Annotated in this window: 14 protein-coding genes and 1 tRNA gene; 5 read left to right on the forward strand and 10 right to left on the reverse strand. The window is 66.8% G+C overall.

What is annotated here, in order from left to right:
• Positions 1 to 92: 92 nt before the first annotated feature.
• From rpsA to GV007_RS07675, 4 genes are all read right to left on the reverse strand, one after another.
• Positions 93 to 1,550, reverse strand: coding sequence for a 30S ribosomal protein S1 (rpsA, locus tag GV007_RS07660; RefSeq protein ID WP_104241229.1), 1,458 nt, complete (start codon positions 1,548 to 1,550; stop codon positions 93 to 95).
• A gap of 218 nt (positions 1,551 to 1,768) precedes the next feature.
• Positions 1,769 to 2,230 (reverse strand): DUF779 domain-containing protein, encoded by a 462-nt coding sequence (locus GV007_RS07665; RefSeq protein ID WP_160071755.1) that lies wholly within the window; start codon positions 2,228 to 2,230, stop codon positions 1,769 to 1,771.
• 125 nt (positions 2,231 to 2,355) lie between these two features.
• Positions 2,356 to 3,657, reverse strand: coding sequence for an MFS transporter (locus GV007_RS07670; RefSeq protein WP_160071756.1), 1,302 nt, complete (start codon positions 3,655 to 3,657; stop codon positions 2,356 to 2,358).
• Positions 3,654 to 4,562, reverse strand: a complete 909-nt coding sequence (locus tag GV007_RS07675) for a shikimate dehydrogenase (protein WP_201297728.1) — start codon at positions 4,560 to 4,562, stop codon at positions 3,654 to 3,656. The genes GV007_RS07670 and GV007_RS07675 overlap by 4 nt, the downstream gene beginning before the upstream one ends.
• Before the next feature lie 130 nt (positions 4,563 to 4,692).
• Between GV007_RS07675 and GV007_RS07680 the strand changes: the two genes are divergently transcribed.
• On the forward strand, positions 4,693 to 6,525 hold the full coding sequence (locus tag GV007_RS07680) for a sugar phosphate isomerase/epimerase and 4-hydroxyphenylpyruvate domain-containing protein (RefSeq protein ID WP_160071758.1): 1,833 nt from the start codon (positions 4,693 to 4,695) through the stop codon (positions 6,523 to 6,525).
• Positions 6,491 to 7,129, forward strand: coding sequence for a TetR/AcrR family transcriptional regulator (locus GV007_RS07685; RefSeq protein ID WP_160071759.1), 639 nt, complete (start codon positions 6,491 to 6,493; stop codon positions 7,127 to 7,129). Before GV007_RS07680 ends, GV007_RS07685 begins: the two co-directional genes overlap by 35 nt.
• 65 nt (positions 7,130 to 7,194) lie before the next feature.
• On the opposite strand, the gene exaC is transcribed toward GV007_RS07685, so the two are convergent.
• The 4 genes from exaC to polA form a co-directional block, all read right to left on the reverse strand.
• Complete coding sequence (exaC, locus tag GV007_RS07690) at positions 7,195 to 8,718, reverse strand: acetaldehyde dehydrogenase ExaC (RefSeq protein ID WP_160071760.1); 1,524 nt, start codon at positions 8,716 to 8,718, stop codon at positions 7,195 to 7,197.
• Between the two features lie 100 nt (positions 8,719 to 8,818).
• The gene (locus GV007_RS07695; RefSeq protein WP_160071761.1) at positions 8,819 to 10,138 is read right to left on the reverse strand and encodes a helix-turn-helix domain-containing protein; all 1,320 of its coding nucleotides are present in this window, start codon (positions 10,136 to 10,138) and stop codon (positions 8,819 to 8,821) included.
• Between the two features lie 117 nt (positions 10,139 to 10,255).
• Complete coding sequence (locus GV007_RS07700; RefSeq protein ID WP_160071762.1) at positions 10,256 to 11,953, reverse strand: DUF885 domain-containing protein; 1,698 nt, start codon at positions 11,951 to 11,953, stop codon at positions 10,256 to 10,258.
• A gap of 95 nt (positions 11,954 to 12,048) precedes the next feature.
• Positions 12,049 to 14,679 carry a DNA polymerase I gene (gene polA / locus GV007_RS07705; protein WP_160071763.1) on the reverse strand — a complete coding sequence of 877 codons (2,631 nt, stop codon included), beginning with the start codon at positions 14,677 to 14,679 and terminating at the stop codon, positions 12,049 to 12,051.
• A gap of 104 nt (positions 14,680 to 14,783) precedes the next feature.
• Between polA and GV007_RS07710 the strand changes: the two genes are divergently transcribed.
• The gene (locus GV007_RS07710; RefSeq protein ID WP_160071764.1) at positions 14,784 to 15,230 is read left to right on the forward strand and encodes a PaaI family thioesterase; all 447 of its coding nucleotides are present in this window, start codon (positions 14,784 to 14,786) and stop codon (positions 15,228 to 15,230) included.
• A 68-nt stretch (positions 15,231 to 15,298) separates the two neighbouring features.
• Here the strand turns inward: GV007_RS07710 and GV007_RS07715 are convergent, their stop codons facing one another.
• A complete protein-coding gene (locus GV007_RS07715; RefSeq protein WP_104241240.1) occupies positions 15,299 to 15,901 on the reverse strand; it encodes an ANTAR domain-containing response regulator in 603 nt (200 codons plus the stop codon).
• 35 nt (positions 15,902 to 15,936) lie between these two features.
• Here GV007_RS07715 and GV007_RS07720 point away from each other — a divergent pair.
• Together GV007_RS07720 and GV007_RS07725 are read left to right on the forward strand one after the other, a co-directional pair.
• Positions 15,937 to 16,019: transfer RNA gene (locus tag GV007_RS07720), tRNA-Leu, on the forward strand.
• Positions 16,020 to 16,083: 64 nt separating this feature from the next.
• On the forward strand, positions 16,084 to 18,036 hold the full coding sequence (locus tag GV007_RS07725) for an LPXTG cell wall anchor domain-containing protein (RefSeq protein WP_160071765.1): 1,953 nt from the start codon (positions 16,084 to 16,086) through the stop codon (positions 18,034 to 18,036).
• A gap of 202 nt (positions 18,037 to 18,238) precedes the next feature.
• On the opposite strand, the gene GV007_RS07730 is transcribed toward GV007_RS07725, so the two are convergent.
• Positions 18,239 to 18,499 carry a hypothetical protein gene (locus tag GV007_RS07730; protein WP_160071766.1) on the reverse strand — a complete coding sequence of 87 codons (261 nt, stop codon included), beginning with the start codon at positions 18,497 to 18,499 and terminating at the stop codon, positions 18,239 to 18,241.
• Positions 18,500 to 18,705 lie beyond the last annotated feature (206 nt).

The following is an 18,705-nucleotide window of genomic DNA, read 5'->3' on the forward strand; positions in this document are numbered from 1 at the left end:
GCAGCCGCAGCCGACGTCGCGGCGCCGCCGCAACGGCCGAAGGCCGGCCCCAGATATGGGACCGGCCTTCGGTGCAGTGAGGCTGCTGGGAACTAGTTCCCTGCGAGCTTCTCGCGGAGGGCTGCAAGCGACTCGTCGTCGGCAAGCGTTCCTGCGCCAGCTGCTTCGCTCGTGAACGAGTTCGAGGAGCTCGACGGCGCGACTGCGCTGACGTTCTGCTCGATCTCGGCTGCCGAGGCGACCTGCTTCTTGTGTGCTTCCCAGCGAGTCTGGGCGAGAGCGTACTCCTGCTCCCAGGCTTCGCGCTGCGTGTCGAAGCCTTCCTTCCACTCGTTGGTCTCGGGGTCGAAGCCCTCGGGGTACGTGTAGTTCCCCTCGGCGTCGTACTCGGAGACCATGCCGTAGAGCGCGGCATCGAACTCGGTGCCCTCGGGGTCGACGCCATCGTTCGCCTGCTTGAGCGAGAGCGAGATGCGGCGACGGTCAAGGTCGATGTCGATGATCTTGACGAACAGCTCCTGGCCGACCGACACGACCTGCTCGGCGAGCTCGACGTGTCCGCTGGAGAGCTCCGAGATGTGCACGAGGCCCTCGATGCCGTCTGCGACGCGGACGAACGCGCCGAACGGAACGAGCTTCGTGACCTTGCCCGGTGCGATCTGACCGATGGCGTGCGTGCGAGCAAGCACCTGCCACGGGTCTTCCTGCGTTGCCTTCAGCGACAGCGAGACACGCTCGCGGTCGAGGTCGACCTCGAGGATCTCGACGGTGACCTCCTGGCCAACCTCGACGACCTCGGAAGCGTGCTCGATGTGCTTCCAGCTGAGCTCGGAGACGTGCACGAGGCCGTCAACGCCACCCAGGTCGACGAACGCACCGAAGTTGACGATCGAGGAGACCACACCCTTGCGGACCTGGCCCTTCTGGAGGTTGTTGAGGAAGTTCGAGCGGGTCTCGGACTGCGTCTGCTCGAGGAGAGCGCGACGCGACAGGACGACGTTGTTGCGGTTCTTGTCGAGCTCGAGGACCTTGGCCTCGAGTTCCTGACCGAGGTACGGCGTGAGGTCGCGCACACGGCGGAGCTCGATGAGCGAGGCCGGGAGGAAGCCGCGGAGGCCGATGTCGACGATGAGACCGCCCTTGACGACCTCGATGACGGTGCCGGTGACGACGCCGTCTTCTTCCTTGATCTTCTCCACGTCGCCCCAAGCGCGCTCGTACTGAGCACGCTTCTTGGACAGGATCAGACGGCCTTCCTTGTCCTCCTTCTGGAGAACGAGTGCCTCAACGGTGTCGCCGACCTGAACGACCTCGGTGGGGTCGACGTCGTGCTTGATCGAAAGCTCGCGCGAGGGGATGACACCCTCGGTCTTGTAACCGACGTCGAGGAGGACCTCGTCGCGGTCGATGCGAACGACGGTGCCCTCGATGAGGTCCCCGTCGTTGAAGAACTTCAGCGTCTCTTCGACCGCGGCAAGAAAGTCCTCAGCAGATCCGATGTCGTTGATGGCGACCTGCTTGGTTGCCTTTTCGGTCGTGGTGGTGGTCATGTAGGTAATGCTCCAGGTGGGCTATAAGTCGGCCCGGATGCGTTGCTCGGGGCGTGAAGCCAAGGGCAACGGGGTTCATCCGGGAATACGGATACGTGCACACAGAAAAGTGCTCTGTCAGCCTAGTCGGCAAAGTCAAGCCGAGGCAAGTGTCGCGCGCGGCGAGTTCCCCCGGGTTTCGCGGCGAGTCGCCGCGTGCGCGCCCCGGGGAGTTCGGATCAGGACTCAGCCAGCGAAGCAGCGTCGCTGCCGTCCTCGTTCATGAGCTGGGACCGGATGAGGAATCTCTTGCCCTCCGGTGCCTCGAGCGAGAATCCCGAGCCCCGTCCCGGGACGATATCGATAGTCAGGCGCGTATGCCGCCAGTACGTGAACTGCTCTCGCGACATCCAGAACTCGACGGTGCCCGCATCCGGGATCTCGGTCGTGCCGAGGAGCACGTCGGCATCGCCTGTGAGGAAGTCGCCCGCCGGGTAGCACATCGGCGATGAGCCATCGCAGCAGCCACCTGACTGGTGGAACATGAGCGGCCCGTGACGGCGCCCGAGCGATGAGATCATGTCGACCGCATCCTGGGTGAATGCGACCCTCGAGAAGGTCTCGCCGGGCACAGCCGGCTCGGCGACGAGCCCGACTCCCCTGGCTTCAGGCCTCGGCTCGGTCTGCACTTCCTTGTGCATGTCAGTTCCCTCCTTCAGAGTGCGGCGTCCGGAGCGTGCCCGGACCTCGCTGGTTCCGTGACCGTACGTCCTGAGACTGTGGTCAAGGTGTGTTCGCGAGAGTCCGAGCCGCTCAGGGCCGGCTTTTACGCGACCACGCGGATTCCGAGAGTGTCCGTTGGCACGCTCTTCGTCTCCTTGGCGGTGAGCGCCGAGATTGCGGCGATGAGGCAGATGACGCCGGTGAACGCCGAGATCACGACCCAGCCGCCCTCCTGCACGCCGCCGAGGGCCGCAACGATCGAGGGGGCGAAGCCAGCCATCAGGAAGCCGAGCTGGGTGCCGATCGCCATGCCTGAGAAGCGGACGCGGGCGCTGAACATCTCGCCGTAGAAGGAGGGCCAGACGGCGTTGGCCGCTGCGTAGCCGAACGAGAACACGAGGATGGCGAGCCCGAAGGTGAGCAGGGTGTTTCCCGATGACATGGAGAGCATGTAGAACGGCATGACCACGGCAGACGAGATCGCCCCGTAGACGAAGACGGGCTTGCGTCCGATCCGGTCGGCGAGGATCGCGAAGAGCGGTTGCGTGCCCAGTGCCACGATGTTGGCGACCACCACGAGCCAGAGTGTCAGGTTCTCTGCCAAGCCGACTTCCTTGCCGTAGGCGAGTGCGAGGTTGCCGAACACGGTCGAGACGGCGGCGATGAACGCGCAGAAGATGACGCGCAGGACGTCACGCCAGTGGTCGCGCATCAGCGGGATGAGCGGGATCCGCGCGATCTCCCCCTGTGCCTTCGCGTCTTGGAACGTGGGCGTCTCGTGGAGGGTGCGACGGATGAAGAACGCGACGATGACGACGACGGCGCTCAGCCAGAACGGGACGCGCCAGCCCCAGCTGTACTTGATCTCGTCGGGGAGGCTCAGGACCGGGATGAAAACAAGAGCGGCGAGGATCTGCCCACCCTGGGTTCCGGTGAGCGTCCATGAGGTGAAGAACGAGCGGCGGTTGTCGGGAGCGTGCTCGAGTGAGAGTGAGGCGGCGCCGGCCTGCTCGCCTGCGGCGGAGAGTCCCTGCATGAGGCGGCAGAGGACCAGCAGGGCTGGCGCGAACCAGCCGATCTGGTCGAAGGTCGGCAGGCAGCCGATGATGAACGTCGACACCCCCATGAGCACGAGCGTGAACATGAGGACGCGCTGGCGTCCTATCCGGTCACCGAAGTGGCCGAGCACCACGGCGCCAACCGGGCGCGCGATGTAGGCGAAGCCGAACGTGGCGAGCGACATCACGAGTGCGGCGTTGTCGTCGTCCGGGAAGAAGATGATCGGGAAGATCAGCGCTGCCGCGGATCCGAAGATGAAGAAGTCGTAGTACTCGACGGCGCTGCCCATGAAGCTGGCTGCGGCAGCTTTCACGGGGGTCCGCTTGACGGTCGTGGTTTCGGTCATTTCTGAGACCTCCATGTCTCGGATCGTGCCTCTTCGTCGTTGACGAGGCTCTGGAAGTGCTGGTGCATCCGCGTGGCGTCGGCGTCCCTGCCGGTCACGAGGCGGAAGGTGTCGACCGCCTGGCCGACGGCCATCGCGCCGCCGTCGAGCGTGCGGCACCCGAGTGCTCGCGCCGCGAGGATCAGCTGCGTCTCGAGCGGGCGGTAGACGATGTCCGCCACCCAGAGCTCGGGTCGGAGCAGCTCGGCGGGGAATGGGATGCCTGGGTGGTCATGCATCCCCACAGGCGTGCAGTGCACGACTCCGTCTGCCGTCGCGAGCAGCTCGGGCAGCGCGCCCATGCTCGCGCTGCGGATGCGGGGTCCGTCTGCTGCGCTCGAGTGCCGTCCGTCGAGATCCTGCGCGAGCTGCTCGGCGCGCTGCGTGTCGAGGTCGACGATCGTGAGCAGGCGTGTCCCGACTCGGATGAGTGCATCGGCGACTGCCGAGCCCGCTCCGCCCGCGCCCAGGAGGACAACCGACTTGGTGTGCACTCCCCCGAGGCCGCCGCGGAAGGCGCCCTCGAAGCCTGTCGTGTCGGTGTTGTAGCCCACGCGCCCGCTCGGGGTGAGGAGGACGGTGTTGACCGCTCCCAGTGCCCGCGCGAGCGGGTCGATCCGGTCGAGCAGCGGGATGACACTCTGCTTGCACGGATGCGTGATGTTGAGCGCGTCGAAGCCGAGGCGCTCGGCCCAGTCGAGGATCTCGGGGAGTCGCTCGGGCTCGAGGCCGAGGGTCGTCAGGTCGAGCGGGCGGAAGAGCAGGTTCAGTCCCTGCGCGTGTGCCTCCGCCATGTGCATGGGCGGCGTCAGTGACGGGGTCACTCCCGTTCCGACGAGTCCCATGAGGGTGGCGCGATGGTTGATCAAGGTACTCCTTTGTCCCAGACCGTCTAATGTACTAAACGGTGAGTACATAGTTCCCGCTGTCCTGTGGGCCTGTCAAGTGCGCGGCCGAGTGCCTGGTGACTTAATTAACCATTTGGTACATTGCGGTATGCGTACTTCCATAGCCACCGTCTGTCTGGCCGGAACTCTCGTCGAGAAGCTGCACGCCTGCGCCGAAGCAGGCTTCGACGGCATCGAGATCATGGATGCAGACCTCACCGCCGCCTACGAGTCGCCCGAGGAGATCCGCGCGCTCTGCGACCGCCTCGGCCTGACCATCGACCTGTTCCAGCCACTGCGCGACTTCGAGGGCGTCGACGATGAGACCCTCGCCCAGAACCTCCGGCGCGCGAAGGCCAAATTCGAGGTCATGCGACGCCTCGGAGCTTCCATGATCCTGCTCTGCAGCAACGTCGGCACTGCGACCATCTCGGACCGCACCACCACCGCCGCCCAGCTCGGGATGCTCGCTGATCTCGCCGCCGAATACAGCATCGACATCGCCTACGAAGCGCTTGCCTGGGGCCGCTATGTCGACGACTACCGAGACGCCTGGGAACTCGTGCGCCTCGCGGATCGACCGAACCTCGGCGTCTGCCTGGACAGCTTCCACGTGCTGTCGCGAGGGCACGATCCGGCCGCGATCGAGCGCATCGATGCAGAGAAGCTCTTCTTCCTCCAGCTCGCCGATGCACCGGACATGGACCTCGACGTCCTGTCCTGGAGCCGCCACCACCGGCTCTTCCCTGGCGAGGGCGACTTCGATCTCACCCGGTTCCTCTCGCACATGCTCCGCGCCGGGTACCGCGGCCCTCTCTCCCTCGAAGTCTTCAACGACACGTTCCGTCAGACGGATGCCAAGCGCACCGCCGCTCATGCGCTCAGGTCGCTCCGATGGCTGTTCGACCGCGCGGCGGCGCTCAACGGCTGGGACGACCAGCAGCTGGCCCCACCCCAGCCTCCACGAGCCATCGACTTCGTCGAGATCGCCGGTGAGGATCTCGCCGCGGTCGAGGCGACCCTCCAGCAGCTGGGCTTCGCCTTCGGAGGCAGACACCGCACCAAGCCCGTGCGACTCTGGCAGGCGGGTGCCGCGCGCATCATCCTCAACGAGCAGCGGCGGACGAAGGACGCGCGGCTCTCGGGGCTCGGCGTCGAGGTCGCGGACGCTGGCGCGGCAGCAGGCCGCGCCCACGCCATCGGCGCGCCCGCCGTCTTCCGACGCAGCTCCGCGGGCGAATACGAGCTGCGCGGCGTCGAGGCGCCCGACGGGACCGAGGTCGCCTGGAACTCACGGTCGGCGGGCGACTCCTGGCTGCCCGAATTCGTGGGCGGCGCCGAAGGCGACAGCGCGGCCTCGTCCCTGGACGGGGTCGTCGACCATCTCAACATCGCCTACCCGTGGCAGGAGTTCGACGAGGCAGTGCTCTTCTTCCGAAGCGTCCTCGCGCTCGACGCAGAGCCCGTCGCGGAGCTTCCGGGCCCACGGGGTCTCGTGCGCAGTCAGGTCATGCGCACACCTGACGGGGCGGTTCGCCTTGCGATGAACCTGGCGCCCCCGACTGCGCCCCTCCAGCCCCGACACATCGCCATCCGCGTCGACGACGCCGTCGCCGCTGCCAAGGCCGCGCGGGGGCGTGGCCTGCCCTTCCTGCCCATACCCAGCAACTACTACGACGACCTCCAGGCCCGCTTCGGGCTCGAGCACGTCGCGCTCGACGAGTTACGAGAACTCGACCTCCTCTACGACCGCGACGAGCAGGGGGCGTTCATCCACTTCTACACCCCCACCATCGACGGTCTCTTCTTCGAGATCGTCGAGCGCCGCGGGGCCTACGACGGATACGGCGCAGCCAGTACCCCGGTCCGGTTTGCGGCTCAGCTGCACCACACGGGAAGATACACAGATGACCGAGAACAGGGTGAAGCAGCGAGACGCTGAGCGAACCCGGGCCGAGCTGCTCGCTGAAGCGACATCGGCGTTCGCGGAGACGGGGTACTCGGGCACGAGCGTCGACGAGATCGCGAAGCGCAGCAGCACGACCAAGCGGATGATCTACTACTACTTCGGCAGCAAGGAGCAGCTCTACCTTGCGGTGCTCGAGGAGGCCTACCGTGGCATCCGCGTGGCCGAGCAGAAGCTGCAGGTCGATGGGCTCGCCCCCTTGGAAGCGGTGCGGAAGCTCGCAGAGATCACCTACGACCACCACCGAGAGCACGCGGACTTCATCCGCCTCGTCGCAATCGAGAACATTCACCGGGGTCGGTTCATCCGGCAGCTCGACTCGCTGCGAGAGCTCGGCACCCCCGCGCTCACACTTCTGGACGGTCTGCTGGAACGGGGGCGGCAGGCGGAGGTGTTCCGGGCCGATGTCGACGCGCTCGACGTGCATCTCCTCATCAGCTCGTACTGCGTCTTCCTGCTCGCGAACCAGTACACGTTCGGGTACCTCTTTGATGTGCAGCTGCAGGACCCGTCTCGTCAGGACCACCAGCGGGGCCTGATCGGCGACGTCATCGTCGCATGGCTGACCCGCGAGGAGTGATCCCCGCGGGTCAGCGCTGTGCGAGTGCAGTCTGAGTCAGGCGCGCGGACGCCGCGCGCGTCGAATCAGAAGAAGCCCAGCTTGTCCTCGCTGTAGCTCACGAGCAGGTTCTTCGTCTGCTGGTAGTGATCGAGCATCATGAGGTGGTTCTCGCGGCCGATGCCGGAGGACTTGTACCCGCCGAACGCGGAGTGCGCCGGGTAGGCGTGGTACTGGTTCACCCAGACTCGTCCGGCCTGGATGTCGCGGCCGGCGCGGTAGGCGGTGTTCCCCATGCGCGACCAGACGCCGGCGCCGAGCCCGTAGAGGGTGTCGTTCGCGATCGAGATCGCATCGTCGTAGTCGGAGAACTTGGTGACGGCCACCACCGGGCCGAAGATCTCCTCCTGGAAGATGCGCATGCTGTTCTGGCCCTCGAAGATCGTGGGCTGCACGTAGTAGCCGCCGGCCAGATCTCCCTCGAGTTCCGCCCGAGCGCCGCCGATGCGCACCTTCGCGCCCTCCTGGCGGCCGATCTCGAGATAGCTGAGGATCTTCTCGAGTTGGTCGTTCGACGCCTGAGCCCCGACCTGGGTGTCGGTGTCGAGCGGGTTGCCCTGGACGATCTTGCGGGTGCGTTCCGTCACATCCTCGAGGAAGCGGTCGTAGATGGAGTCCTGGATGAGGGCACGCGAGGGGCAGGTGCAGACCTCACCCTGGTTGAGGGCGAACAGCGTGAAGCCCTCTTGCGCCTTGTCGTAGTAGGCATCGTCGCGGAGCGCGATGTCCTCGAAGAAGATGTTCGGGCTCTTGCCGCCCAGCTCGAGCGTGACGGGGATGATGTTCTGCGAGGCGTACTGCATGATGAGACGCCCAGTTGTGGTCTCCCCCGTGAACGCGATCTTGCGGATGCGAGAGTTCGACGCGAGCGGCTTGCCCGCCTCCGCGCCGAAGCCGTTGACGATGTTGACGACTCCTGGGGGCAGGAGGTCTCCGATGAGCTCGAAGAGCACGAGGATCGAGGTCGGCGTCTGCTCAGCGGGCTTGAGGACGATCGCGTTGCCGGCGGCGAGCGCGGGGGCCAGCTTCCAGACGGCCATCAGGATCGGGAAGTTCCACGGGATGATCTGGCCGACGACGCCGAGCGGCTCGTGGAAATGGTAGGACGTGGTGTTCTCGTCGAGCTGGCTCAGCGTGCCCTCCTGGGCCCGGATGGCGCCAGCGAAGTACCGGAAATGGTCGATGGCGAGCGGAATGTCGGCCGCCAGGCACTCGCGGATCGGCTTCCCGTTGTCCCAGGTCTCGGTGACGGCGATGTACTCGAGGTTCTCCTCGATGCGGTCGGCGATCTTGTTCAGGATGATGGCACGTTCCGCAGGGCTGGTCTTGCCCCATCCAGGGGCCGCCGCGTGGGCCGCATCCAGCGCAGCCTCGATGTCCTCGGCGGTTCCCCTTGCCACCTCGGTGAACGGCTGACCCGTCACCGGTGTGATGTTCTCGAAGTACTCGCCCTTGACCGGCGGCACCCACTCTCCGCCGATGTAGTGCTCGTAGCGGGGCTTGAACGAGACGAGGGACCCGTCTGTACCCGGCTTCGCGTAAACAGTCATGAGGACTCCTTTGTCCGAGGGAACTCTTCCCTGGAAGCGTAGGAGCCTCGACGTTGCAATCGGGTTGCACTCGAGGCGGCAGTGATGCGGCGCGGGGCCCTCAGGACTCGAGGGCCTCGACCTTGGCCACGAGCCTCGAACGGGCCGGTGCGTGGGGAGGGAGAACTCTGAGCGCCGTGCGGAAGGCCTGTGCGTCCTGCGCGACTTCTGGCAGCTCGAGGTACCTGAGGAGCGTCGCGGGCTCCGCGGAGCTGAGGACCTGATCTCGGAGGGTCGCCGAGATCTCCGCGCGCAGCTCGCGAATGCCGGGCGCCTCCGACGCGGGCAGCAGCTCTCCGCGATAGGACTCGACGGCCGCAGCCACGTCACCTGCTTCGAGAAGGTCGAGCACATCGACGGCATCGCTCGCGATGCCCTGCGCCACCCGGTAGGGGCGCGGCACGAGGTCGAGACCGCGCTCCGCGAGCATCGGCCGCAACCGCGCGATCTCGGCCCTGAGCGTGACCTCCTTGGCGCTCTCGCCGTAGACCCGGAGCGCGAGCTCGCCCGAAGTGAGCCCAGAAGGCCGAGCGGCGAGGAGCGTCAGGATCTCCGCGTGCCGACCGCTCAGCTCGAACGGTGCACCATCGACGGTGGTGAGTCGGGCACGGTGGACACCGAGCGTACTGATCCGGCCCGTCGCGACGGTGTCCGCCTTCGCCGGGGCTCCGGGGTGAACACCCAGCTGCGACGAGTGGTGCGAGAGCAGCACGGCGAGTCGCATCTCCGCCTCGGCGGCGGCGACCGCGGCGCGCATCAGGGCAAGCGAGTGTGGGCCGACGGCTCGTTCGTCACCCGTGAGGTCGATAGCACCGACCGCGATGCCGGAAAACGGGTCGTGGATGGGCACGGCGGTGCAGCTGAGCAGCTGGACGGCAGGCGCGAAGTGCTCCGCCCCTGCGATCTGGACGCCTCGACCCGAGGCGAGCGCGGTCCCTGGGGCGCTCGTTCCGACGGCGGCCTCCGACCAATCGGCGCCCTCGACGAAGTCCATGCGCTCGGCTCGACGGAGCGTGGCACTGTCGCCACGCACCCAGAGCAGCCGTCCCTGCTCGTTCGTGATCGCGACGATCAGACCAGTGTCCCGAGCTGGCTCCACGAGAAGACGATCGAGCACGGGGAGGACACGTTGCAGGGGGCTGCGCTCTCTCGCCGCCGCAAGCGGCTCGAACTGGTCGAGATCGCGGGCCCGCGCGTTCGCTGGGCTCCCGAGCAGCTGCAGCGATCTCAGCCAGGAGTCGCGGACGACGCTGCGGAGTCCGGCGACCGCTGAGCGGAGCTCAGCGGAGGCACCGAGGCTGCCATGCGCGTCGATCAGGGTGTGCGCGGATGCTGCAGCAGCCTGGTCAAGGCCAGCTATCTCGCCACTCTGCGGATGCACCTCACAGCCTCCTCGGATTCGCGGCAGCGAGTGCGTCGGTGCACCCGCTGCCGCGAGCCTAGGCGACTCCGCCTGAGTTCTCCCGTGGCAAGCAGCGGCCGGCCGACGGGGAGCCGATCAGTCGGTGCTCAGCACCTCGCGAAGCGTGTCGAGGCCGAGTCCACCGAGGTCGAGGGCACGCGAATGCCACGCCTTGAGGTCGAAGTCGTCACCGGCACGCGCCTCGGCATCTGCACGAAGGTCCTCCCAGATCCGCTGCCCGATCTTGTACGACGGTGCCTGGCCCGGCCAGCCGAAGTACCGGTTCACCTCGAACTTCACGAAGCCGTCAGGCATGTTCACGTGCTGACGCATGAAGTCGAGCGCGTACTCGTAGTCCCAGACCTTGTCGCCCTCCGGCACGGTCTTGCCGAGGTGCACGCCGATGTCGAGGACCACGCGAGCGGCGCGCATCCGCTGCCCGTCGAGCATGCCCAGGCGGTCTGCCGGCTCGTCGAGGTACCCGAGCTGCTCCATGAGGCGCTCGGCGTAGAGCGCCCAGCCCTCGCCGTGCCCGGAGGTCCAGTTGTTGCGACGCCAGGTGTTGAGCTGGTCGCGGTTGAGGGTTGCGCGGGCGATCTGCAGGTGGTGGCCAGGGACGCCCTCGTGGTAGACCGTCGTGAGCTCGCGCCACGTGTCGAACTCCGTCACGCCGGGGGTGACCGACCACCACATGCGACCCGGACGCGTGAAGTCCTCGGATGGGCCCGTGTAGTAGATGCCGCCCTCTTCAGTCGGGGCGATCATGCACTCGAGTCGACGCATCGGCTCGGGGATATCGAAGTGGCTTTCCGCGAGCTCAGCGACCGCGCGGTCGCTCGTCTCCTGCATCCACGCCTGCAGGGCGGGCGTGCCGTGCAGCTTGCGGGCGGGGTCGAGCTCGAGGTGGGCGATGGCCTCTGCGACCGTCGCGCCAGGGAGGATCTCGTTGGCGATCGCCTCCTGCTCGGCCTTCATGCGCGCGAGCTCGGCGAGACCCCACTCGTAGGTCTCGTCGAGGTCGACTGCGGCGCCGAGGAAGCCCCGGGAAGCGAGCGCGTAGTGCTCGCGCCCGACGGCGTCCGTGTTGGTCGCAGCGGGAAGGAGCTCCTCGTGGAGGAACGTCGTGAACGAGCCGTACGCCGCGGAAGCGAGTTGCGCACCGTGACGAAGCTGCTCGCGGAGTGCGTCCGAGACCTCACCTGTCGCCGGGTTCGATGCCGCGAGCTGCTCGAAGAAGTTGCCGCTGGCCGCGTACTCGCCGGTCTGCATCGCAACTTCGCGGACCTGGCGCTTCGCCGGCACGACGCCGGCGGCGATGCCCGCGCTGAGGCGCTCCGTGTAGCCCTCGATCGCGGCGGGAAGGTTCTCGAAGCGCCGCGCGATGTCCTCGAAGTCGCTCACGGTCTCGCGCGGCATGAGGTCGAACACCATGCGGATGTCCTGCGCCGGAGACGCGATGTTCGAGAGCTCGCGCAGATGCAGTTTGGCGTCGATCATCTCGACCTCGAGGCCGAGGCTTCGGCGGAGCTCGAGCGCGGTGACCCGGTCGACCTCGTCGGCTTCGGTCAGCGTGTCGAGCTTGCTGAGCACATCGACGATCGCCGCGCGCTTGCGGGGCGCCGCTGCCGAGGAGTAGTCGCCGTACTCGGCCTTGTCGCCGTCTGCGCCGAGTTCCACGCGACGCTCGGGCGAGAGCTCGATCTCTGTGGCGACCCAGGCCTCCGCGAGCCGGTCGATGTCGGTCTGCGGTCGTGTCTGACTGGTGTTCTGGTGGTGCTGAGCGGAAGTCGTCATCCCCCAAGCCTAAGCTCGCCCCTCGGAAGAATCACCGAGAGGCGAGCCCCGTGTTCCTGCTACGGGGAGGCGCGGATTGGGGCGGACGGTGGCGGCTAGTGGCCGGCCTCGTCCCAGTTCGGTCCCCGGCCGATCTGCACCTCGAGCGGCACGGTGAGGTCGGCGGCGCCTGCCATCTCCTCGCGCACGATCGACTCCAACGTCTCCCCCTCACCGGCGGCAACCTCGAACACGAGCTCGTCGTGCACCTGGAGGAGCATCCGCGATGAGAGCTTCTCGGCGCTGATGCGCTCCTCGATGGAGTTCATCGCCCGCTTGATGATGTCTGCGGCCGACCCCTGGATGGGCGAGTTGAGCGCCTGACGCTCGGCGTTCTCGCGGGCGATGCGGTTCGTCGAGTGCAGGTCGGGGAACGGGCGCCTGCGGCCGAAGATCGTCTCGGTGTAGCCGTCCTCCTTCGCCTGCACGACGACGTTGCGGAGGTAATCGCGCACCTTGCCGAAGCGTTCGAAGTAGTCGATCATCAGCTTCTTGGCCTCGGCGACCTCGATCTGGAGCTGCTTCGAGAGGCCGAACGCCGACAGTCCGTAGGCGAGGCCGTACGACATCGCCTTGACCTTGGAGCGCATGGCCGGGGTGACGTCGGCCGGCTCCACGCCGAACACGCGAGAGCCGACGAAGCGGTGGAGGTCCTCCCCCGCGTTGAACGCCTCGATGAGCGCGGCATCGCCGGAGAGGTGCGCCATGATGCGCATCTCGATCTGCGAGTAGTCGGCGGTGAGGAGCGACTCGAACTCGGGCCCGTGCACAAACGCGCGACGGATGCGGCGCCCCTCATCGGACCGGATCGGGATGTTCTGCAGGTTGGGGTCGTTCGACGAGAGACGGCCGGTCGCCGAGCCGATCTGGTGGTAGCTCGTGTGGATGCGCGAGCTGTCGTCGACCGCCTTGAGCAGCGACTCCATGATCTGCCGCAGCTTGACCGAGTCGCGGTGCTTGCGCAGCGCGCCCAGGAACGGGTGCGGGCTGTTCCGCTCGAGGTCTGCGAGCGACTCTGCGTCGGTCGAGAAGCCGGTCTTCGTCTTGCGGGTCTTCGGCATCTCAAGCGTCTCGAACAGCACGACCTGCAGCTGCTTGGGCGATCCGAGGTTGATCTCGGTGCCGCCGATGGCGTCGAACGCCTCCTGCTCGTACGTTCGGATGCGCTCGGACAGGTCGTCGGCGAGGCCCTGGAGGAACTCCCGGTCGATGGCGACGCCCTGCAGCTCCATGCTGGATAGGGTCGCGAGCAACGGCGTCTCGATGCTCGTGAAGACGTCGAGGGTGCCCGGTTCGAGCATCTCGAGCGCTGCGGTCGTCGCGCGCTGCGTGTACCAGGCGTCGCTGGCGACCAGTGAGGACTCGTCTTCGAGCTGCAGCTGGTTCGGGTCGGATTCGGGCAGCTGCTCGTCGAGACGCATCTGCACGAGTTCAGCGAGACGCTTGGGCGCGTTCTGCGGGCGGTAGAGCCAGGCGGCGAGCTGGCCGTCCTTGACCTGGCCGCCGACGTCGAGCCCCGCGATTGTGAGCGCCTTCAGCTGCGGCTTGGCGTCGAACATCAGCTTGGGGGCGTCGCTTGCGAGCCACGCCTCGAAGGGGGCGTAGTCGAGGCGCTCCGGAATCCAGTGGAGCTCGGTCGCCTCGGCGGCGGTGGAGATGCCGACCGCGACGACGGTGCCGTCGGCGCCGTGGGAGACCGTGAGTCCGAGACCCTCCGGAGTCGCCTCGACCGCCTTCGCGAGCCACTGCTCGAGTTCCTCATCGAGGAGCTCGGGGCGGACGGGCGCCGCGACGGCCTCCGCTGGAGTGATGTCGTCGCCCGCCTCATCTGCGAGCTTCAGGACGCGGTCTTGGAGCGTGCGGAACTGGAGCTTCGTGAAGATCTCGCGAACCGCATCCGCGTCGATTGCCCCGCGGGACAGCTGCTCGGGGGCGACGGGCAGCTCGACGTCGTCGACGAGGCGGTTGAGCTTGCGGTTGCGCACCGCGTTCTCCCGGTGCTCGCGGAAGGACTCGCCGACCTTGCCGCCGATCTCGTCCGCGTGGTCGAGGATGCCCTGAAGGGAGCCGTACTGGGCGAGCCACTTGGCCGCGGTCTTCTCGCCGACCTTCGGCACGCCGGGCAGGTTGTCGCTCTTCTCGCCGACGAGGGCCGCCACGTCTGGATACTGCTCCGGTCGGACGCTGTAGCGCTCCTCGACCTTGGCCGGGTCGTAGCGCGTGAGCTTGGTCACGCCCTGCGTGGACGGGTAGAGCAGCGTGACGTCGTCGGTGACGAGCTGGATCGAGTCGCGGTCGCCCGAGACGACGAGGACCTTGAAGCCCTGCTCACGCCCCTGCCTGGCGAGGGTCGCGAGGATGTCGTCGGCCTCGAAGTCCTCCTTCACGATCGTCGTGATGCCCATGGCGTGCAGCGCGTCGCGAAGCAGCGGGACCTGACCCTTGAATTCGACGGGAGTCGCTTCCCGACCCGCCTTGTACTCCGGGTACTCGCGGGTGCGGAACGAGCTGCGGGAGATGTCGAACGCCACGGCGATGTGGCTCGGATTCTCGTTCTGCAGCAGGTTGAGGAGCATCGAGACGAAGCCGTGGATGGCATTCGTGTGCTGCCCCTCGGCGTTCACGAAGCTGTCGACCGGCAGGGCGAAGAACGCCCTGAAAGCAAGCGAGTGGCCGTCGATGACCATGAGGGTAGGCTGATTTTGCGCTGACACACGATCAGCCTACTTGCCGCCCCAGACACTGCGCCGATGCGCGCGTGTTGTGGGGCGTTCTTCGAGGAGGAAGCCTGATGACGCACTTGGAAACGCCGACGACGGTCAACGGGCTCAGCATCCCCGACCAGCACGAGGTGACCTACGGACGAGGCTTCGGGGCGCTCGCCGAGCGCATGGGCATCCTCTGCGTCGAGCTGAGCCCCGAGCGTGCCGTGGCTGTCATGCCGGTCGAGGGGAACACGCAGCCGATCGGCCTCCTGCACGGTGGCGCCTACTGCGTGCTCGGCGAGTCGCTCGGGTCGATGGCCGCGAACGTGCACGCCGGCCCGGGAAGGTTCGCGGTCGGCATCGACATCAACGCGACCCACACGGGCTCCGCCGTGAGTGGCTGGGTCACGGGCGAGTGCACGGCGGTGCATCTCGGCGGGTCGATGACGGTGCACGAGATCGTCATCACCGACCAGGCGGGCAAGCGCTGCTCGACGGTCCGCATCACGAACCTCATCCGCACCGCCAAGTAGCGTCAGGCGGATGCGAAGAAGCCCTCACCGCGACAACGCGGTGAGGGCTTCTGCTGATCGGGGCTCGGCTACTTCTTCGCCGAGAGCTGCTGGATGACCGCCTGCGCGACCTCCTGCATCGTGAGGCGACGGTCCATGGATGCCTTCTGGATCCAGCGGAACGCCTCGGGCTCGCTGAGGCCCATCTTCTGCGTGAGGAGGCCCTTGGCGCGGTCGACCTGCTTGCGCGTCTCGAAGCGCTCGTTGAGGTCGGAGATCTCGGCTTCGAGCGCGATGAGCTGCGCGTGGCGAGCCAGCGCGATCTCAATGGCGGGGAGCAGATCGTTCTGCGTGAACGGCTTCACGACGTACGCGAGGGCGCCCGCCTCCGTCGCGCGCTCGACCAGTTCCTTCTGGCTGAACGCGGTGAGGAGCACAACCGGGGCGATGCTGTCCTTCGACAGCTGCTCGGCGGCAGAGATGCCGTCGAGCTGCGGCATCTTGACGTCCATGATGACGAGGTCGGGGCGAAGCTCCTTCGCGAGGGCGACCGCGGTCTCACCGTCGCCGGCCTCTCCGACAACGTCGAAGCCGTTGTCGCGAAGGATCTCCACGATGTCGAGCCGGATGAGCGACTCGTCTTCGGCGACGACAACACGTCGCGGGGCTTGAGAGGTTTCCTGTTCAGTCACGTAGTGAGCTTACGATACTGTGTCCGAGGTGAAGCGCCGGCTTGGCGGAATGGCAGACGCGGTGCACTCAAAATGCTCTGTCCGAGAGGGCGTGTGGGTTCGAATCCCACAGCCGGCACGGTTCTGAAGGCCCCTGCTCTCCAGTGATTCACTGGTGAGTAGGGGCCTTTGTCATTCCCTCGATGCGCCCTCGGCCCACACTTTGCCCACAGCCGCAGAGATGTGAGCGAGATTCAGCGCAGAGCGCGGCCCCGAGGGCATGCACATCCGCACTAGTCTTTGCGGACACCCCCCTCTGTCGACGGAGACACATGAAGAAGCTCTCTGCCCTCCTCTGCGCCTGCATCGCCGCACTGCTGTTCTCTGTGATCTTGCTGCCAGCCCTTCCGGCGGCTGCGGACAACTACAACGAGTTCGATGTCGGGCCTGAACTGCTGTCCGCCGAGCTCGTCACGCCTACGACTGTCGGGGGCGGCGACGAGGTCCGCATCGAGTGGAGTGTGCTCAGCACACGGGGCGTTGCGTATAGCGCCGTTATCGTGGCGACCGGGTCGGTGTTCTCACCGCAGACCGAAAAGGTTCTGGGTCACTACGACACCGTCGTCACTGGACGCGACGGGGACGTTGTGTCCGGCACGACATCCTTCACAACGGGCGGCTCGAACTGGGCGCCTGGGGAATGGCGGGTGACCTCTCTCGGGTTCTTCGACGAACAGGACGTCCATGGAGGCGCGTCTGAGGAGTACAGCCCTATCATCCAGGCCCTGCCCCGGCTGCAGATCGACGTCGGCACGGACGGGGACCAGGAGTACCCCGAGCTCGTCGCCCTCGAGGTGGTCGCGCCGGACGAAGTCCGCCAGAGCGATGTCATCTGGTTCAACTGGACTGCGCGCGAGGCCAGCCGTGTCACGGCGCTCTCGCTCACGATCGTCGGCCCAGACGGGCGTACCTACGAGGCTCAGGGATTCGACCGGCAGGCCACGACCCGAGACGGGAATCTCGTCTCCGGATCTCTCCAGGTGACCGTGAACAACTTCACCTGGGCGCTCGGGGACTACCGCGTCGACAGCCTCCTCGTCGAGGACGAGCACGGCAATCGAAGCCCGCTCCTCGCCGCGGCCGAAAATGAAGCGCTCGCCGCTGCAGCGAAGTTCACAGTGGTTGATGCTGGCGGACCAGACGTGACTGCCCCGGAACTGCTTTCGGCTGGATTCGAGCAGTCGACGGTGCGAATGGGAGACGAGCCCGCTATCAACTGGGCTGTCCGCGACGAGAGCGACCTCGACGACGTCACGTTCTATCTCGAAGATGATCGGGGAACGATGTACAGGATGCGTGACTCGTCTCCTGCTGACCGATTGGGCGAGGTCATACGAGGGACTTCCGGTACTTGGTTGACGGTCACTCCATGGGAGGACGAAGTGCCGAAGTGGCACGACGGCGAGTACCAGGTGGTTGGAGCCGATCTCACGGACGAGTACGACAATGTCACGACCTTGACGTCCGAGCACCCAGTCATTGCCGGTTTGCCACCGATGGTGGTTCTCACAGAACATGCATCCATCCCGCCGCGAACACCCTCACCGACGGTGACCGCACCCCCGTCGCCGACCGCGACCGCGACGCCGACCGCGACTCCGTCGCCGACTTCGTCTCCGTCGTCGACGGAGACCGTGATCCCGACTGCGACCGCGGCGCCCTCACCAACGGAGACTGCGACGCCGACGCCGACGCGAACGCCGTCGCCGACGGAGACTGGCACATCGACACCTGCGCCGACAGCCTCGTCCACGGCCGGACCTACCGATCCTTCGACTGGGCCGCCTGTCCCCACGCAGTCCGTCGCGCCTCCCACGCAGGCCCCAACAGCGACTCCAACGTCCACGACATCGCTGGCGCCGTCAGCCACACCGCCGATGTCCTCCCCGGGCGCGACAGACGCGCCACCGCAGACGCCGCTCGGAACGCCGACTGTGATCACCGTCGAAGACGGCACGACGCCCGAGGCAGGAGATCAGGGAACGCTGGCGTCGACTGGATCGGACACCCTCGGGCCGGGTCTTCTCGGAGCGACGGCGCTCCTCGGGCTGGGAGCCGTGCTGCTCCTCATGCGGAGGCGCAGTCACGGCGGGTGATCGAGTCGTTCGGGTCCGGTTCCCGGGGTGTGCCGGGCCGGTGATCGAGTCTCGGTGACGGCGCGTCGCCGAGACGAGCAGGCAACAGTATTTCGACGCGAGCACGAAGTTCGCAGTCTGTGCACAGAAGCAAGCCCCGGTTCGGCCAGTGAATCACTGGCCGAACCGGGGCTTCGCTCGTGCGCGGTGCTCGTCTTCGGCGCTAGCCGATGCCGGTGACCGTCGCCTCAGCATCCGCGGCGCTGTCACCGGTTCCGGACCAGGTCGCGGTCGCGTCCCACAGATTCAGCGTGTCGTCGACGAGCACGTCGACCTGGACTTCGCCCTCCGGGATCGTGATGCCGTCGGCGGCAGCGGCCTCCACAAGGCGCTGCACGAGCCTGTCGGTGACCTCCGCGAGGGTGTCCTCGCCGGCGTCGGCCTCAGCGGAGGCAGTTCGCATGTATGTCTTGACGTCGCTCATGCCTCCATCATCTCAGCCGGAGAACAAGGACGCGGATGCAGGGGCGGACGCCGGCTGCCGGAGCCGCCCGTCCGAGTGCAGTGGGCGCAGAATCTGTCGACCAATCATCGGCGCGTGGCCTTGCGTCAGCTTTAGGCAACCCTTACCGTACGTATACCGCTATGCCGCTGGGAACCCCGCACCGCACCAAGTGACGACTCCCGCTG

Origin of the sequence: Pseudoclavibacter sp. 8L, from assembly GCF_902506465.1 — a bacterium.
Classification (GTDB): Bacteria; Actinomycetota; Actinomycetes; order Actinomycetales; family Microbacteriaceae; genus Pseudoclavibacter.

Excerpts from the sequence above, each read along its gene's own strand:
- GV007_RS07730 (WP_160071766.1), bottom strand. The coding sequence starts at position 18,499 with ATGAGCGACGTCAAGACATACATGCGAACTGCCTCCGCTGAGGCCGAC.
- GV007_RS07670 (WP_160071756.1), bottom strand. The coding sequence starts at position 3,657 with ATGACCGAAACCACGACCGTCAAGCGGACCCCCGTGAAAGCTGCCGCA.
- GV007_RS07725 (WP_160071765.1), top strand. The coding sequence starts at position 16,084 with ATGCGCCCTCGGCCCACACTTTGCCCACAGCCGCAGAGATGTGAGCGA.
- rpsA (WP_104241229.1), bottom strand. The coding sequence starts at position 1,550 with ATGACCACCACCACGACCGAAAAGGCAACCAAGCAGGTCGCCATCAAC.
- GV007_RS07680 (WP_160071758.1), top strand. The coding sequence starts at position 4,693 with ATGCGTACTTCCATAGCCACCGTCTGTCTGGCCGGAACTCTCGTCGAG.
- GV007_RS07665 (WP_160071755.1), bottom strand. The coding sequence starts at position 2,230 with ATGCACAAGGAAGTGCAGACCGAGCCGAGGCCTGAAGCCAGGGGAGTC.
- polA (WP_160071763.1), bottom strand. The coding sequence starts at position 14,679 with ATGGTCATCGACGGCCACTCGCTTGCTTTCAGGGCGTTCTTCGCCCTG.
- GV007_RS07700 (WP_160071762.1), bottom strand. The coding sequence starts at position 11,953 with ATGACGACTTCCGCTCAGCACCACCAGAACACCAGTCAGACACGACCG.
- GV007_RS07710 (WP_160071764.1), top strand. The coding sequence starts at position 14,784 with ATGACGCACTTGGAAACGCCGACGACGGTCAACGGGCTCAGCATCCCC.
- exaC (WP_160071760.1), bottom strand. The coding sequence starts at position 8,718 with ATGACTGTTTACGCGAAGCCGGGTACAGACGGGTCCCTCGTCTCGTTC.
- GV007_RS07685 (WP_160071759.1), top strand. The coding sequence starts at position 6,491 with ATGACCGAGAACAGGGTGAAGCAGCGAGACGCTGAGCGAACCCGGGCC.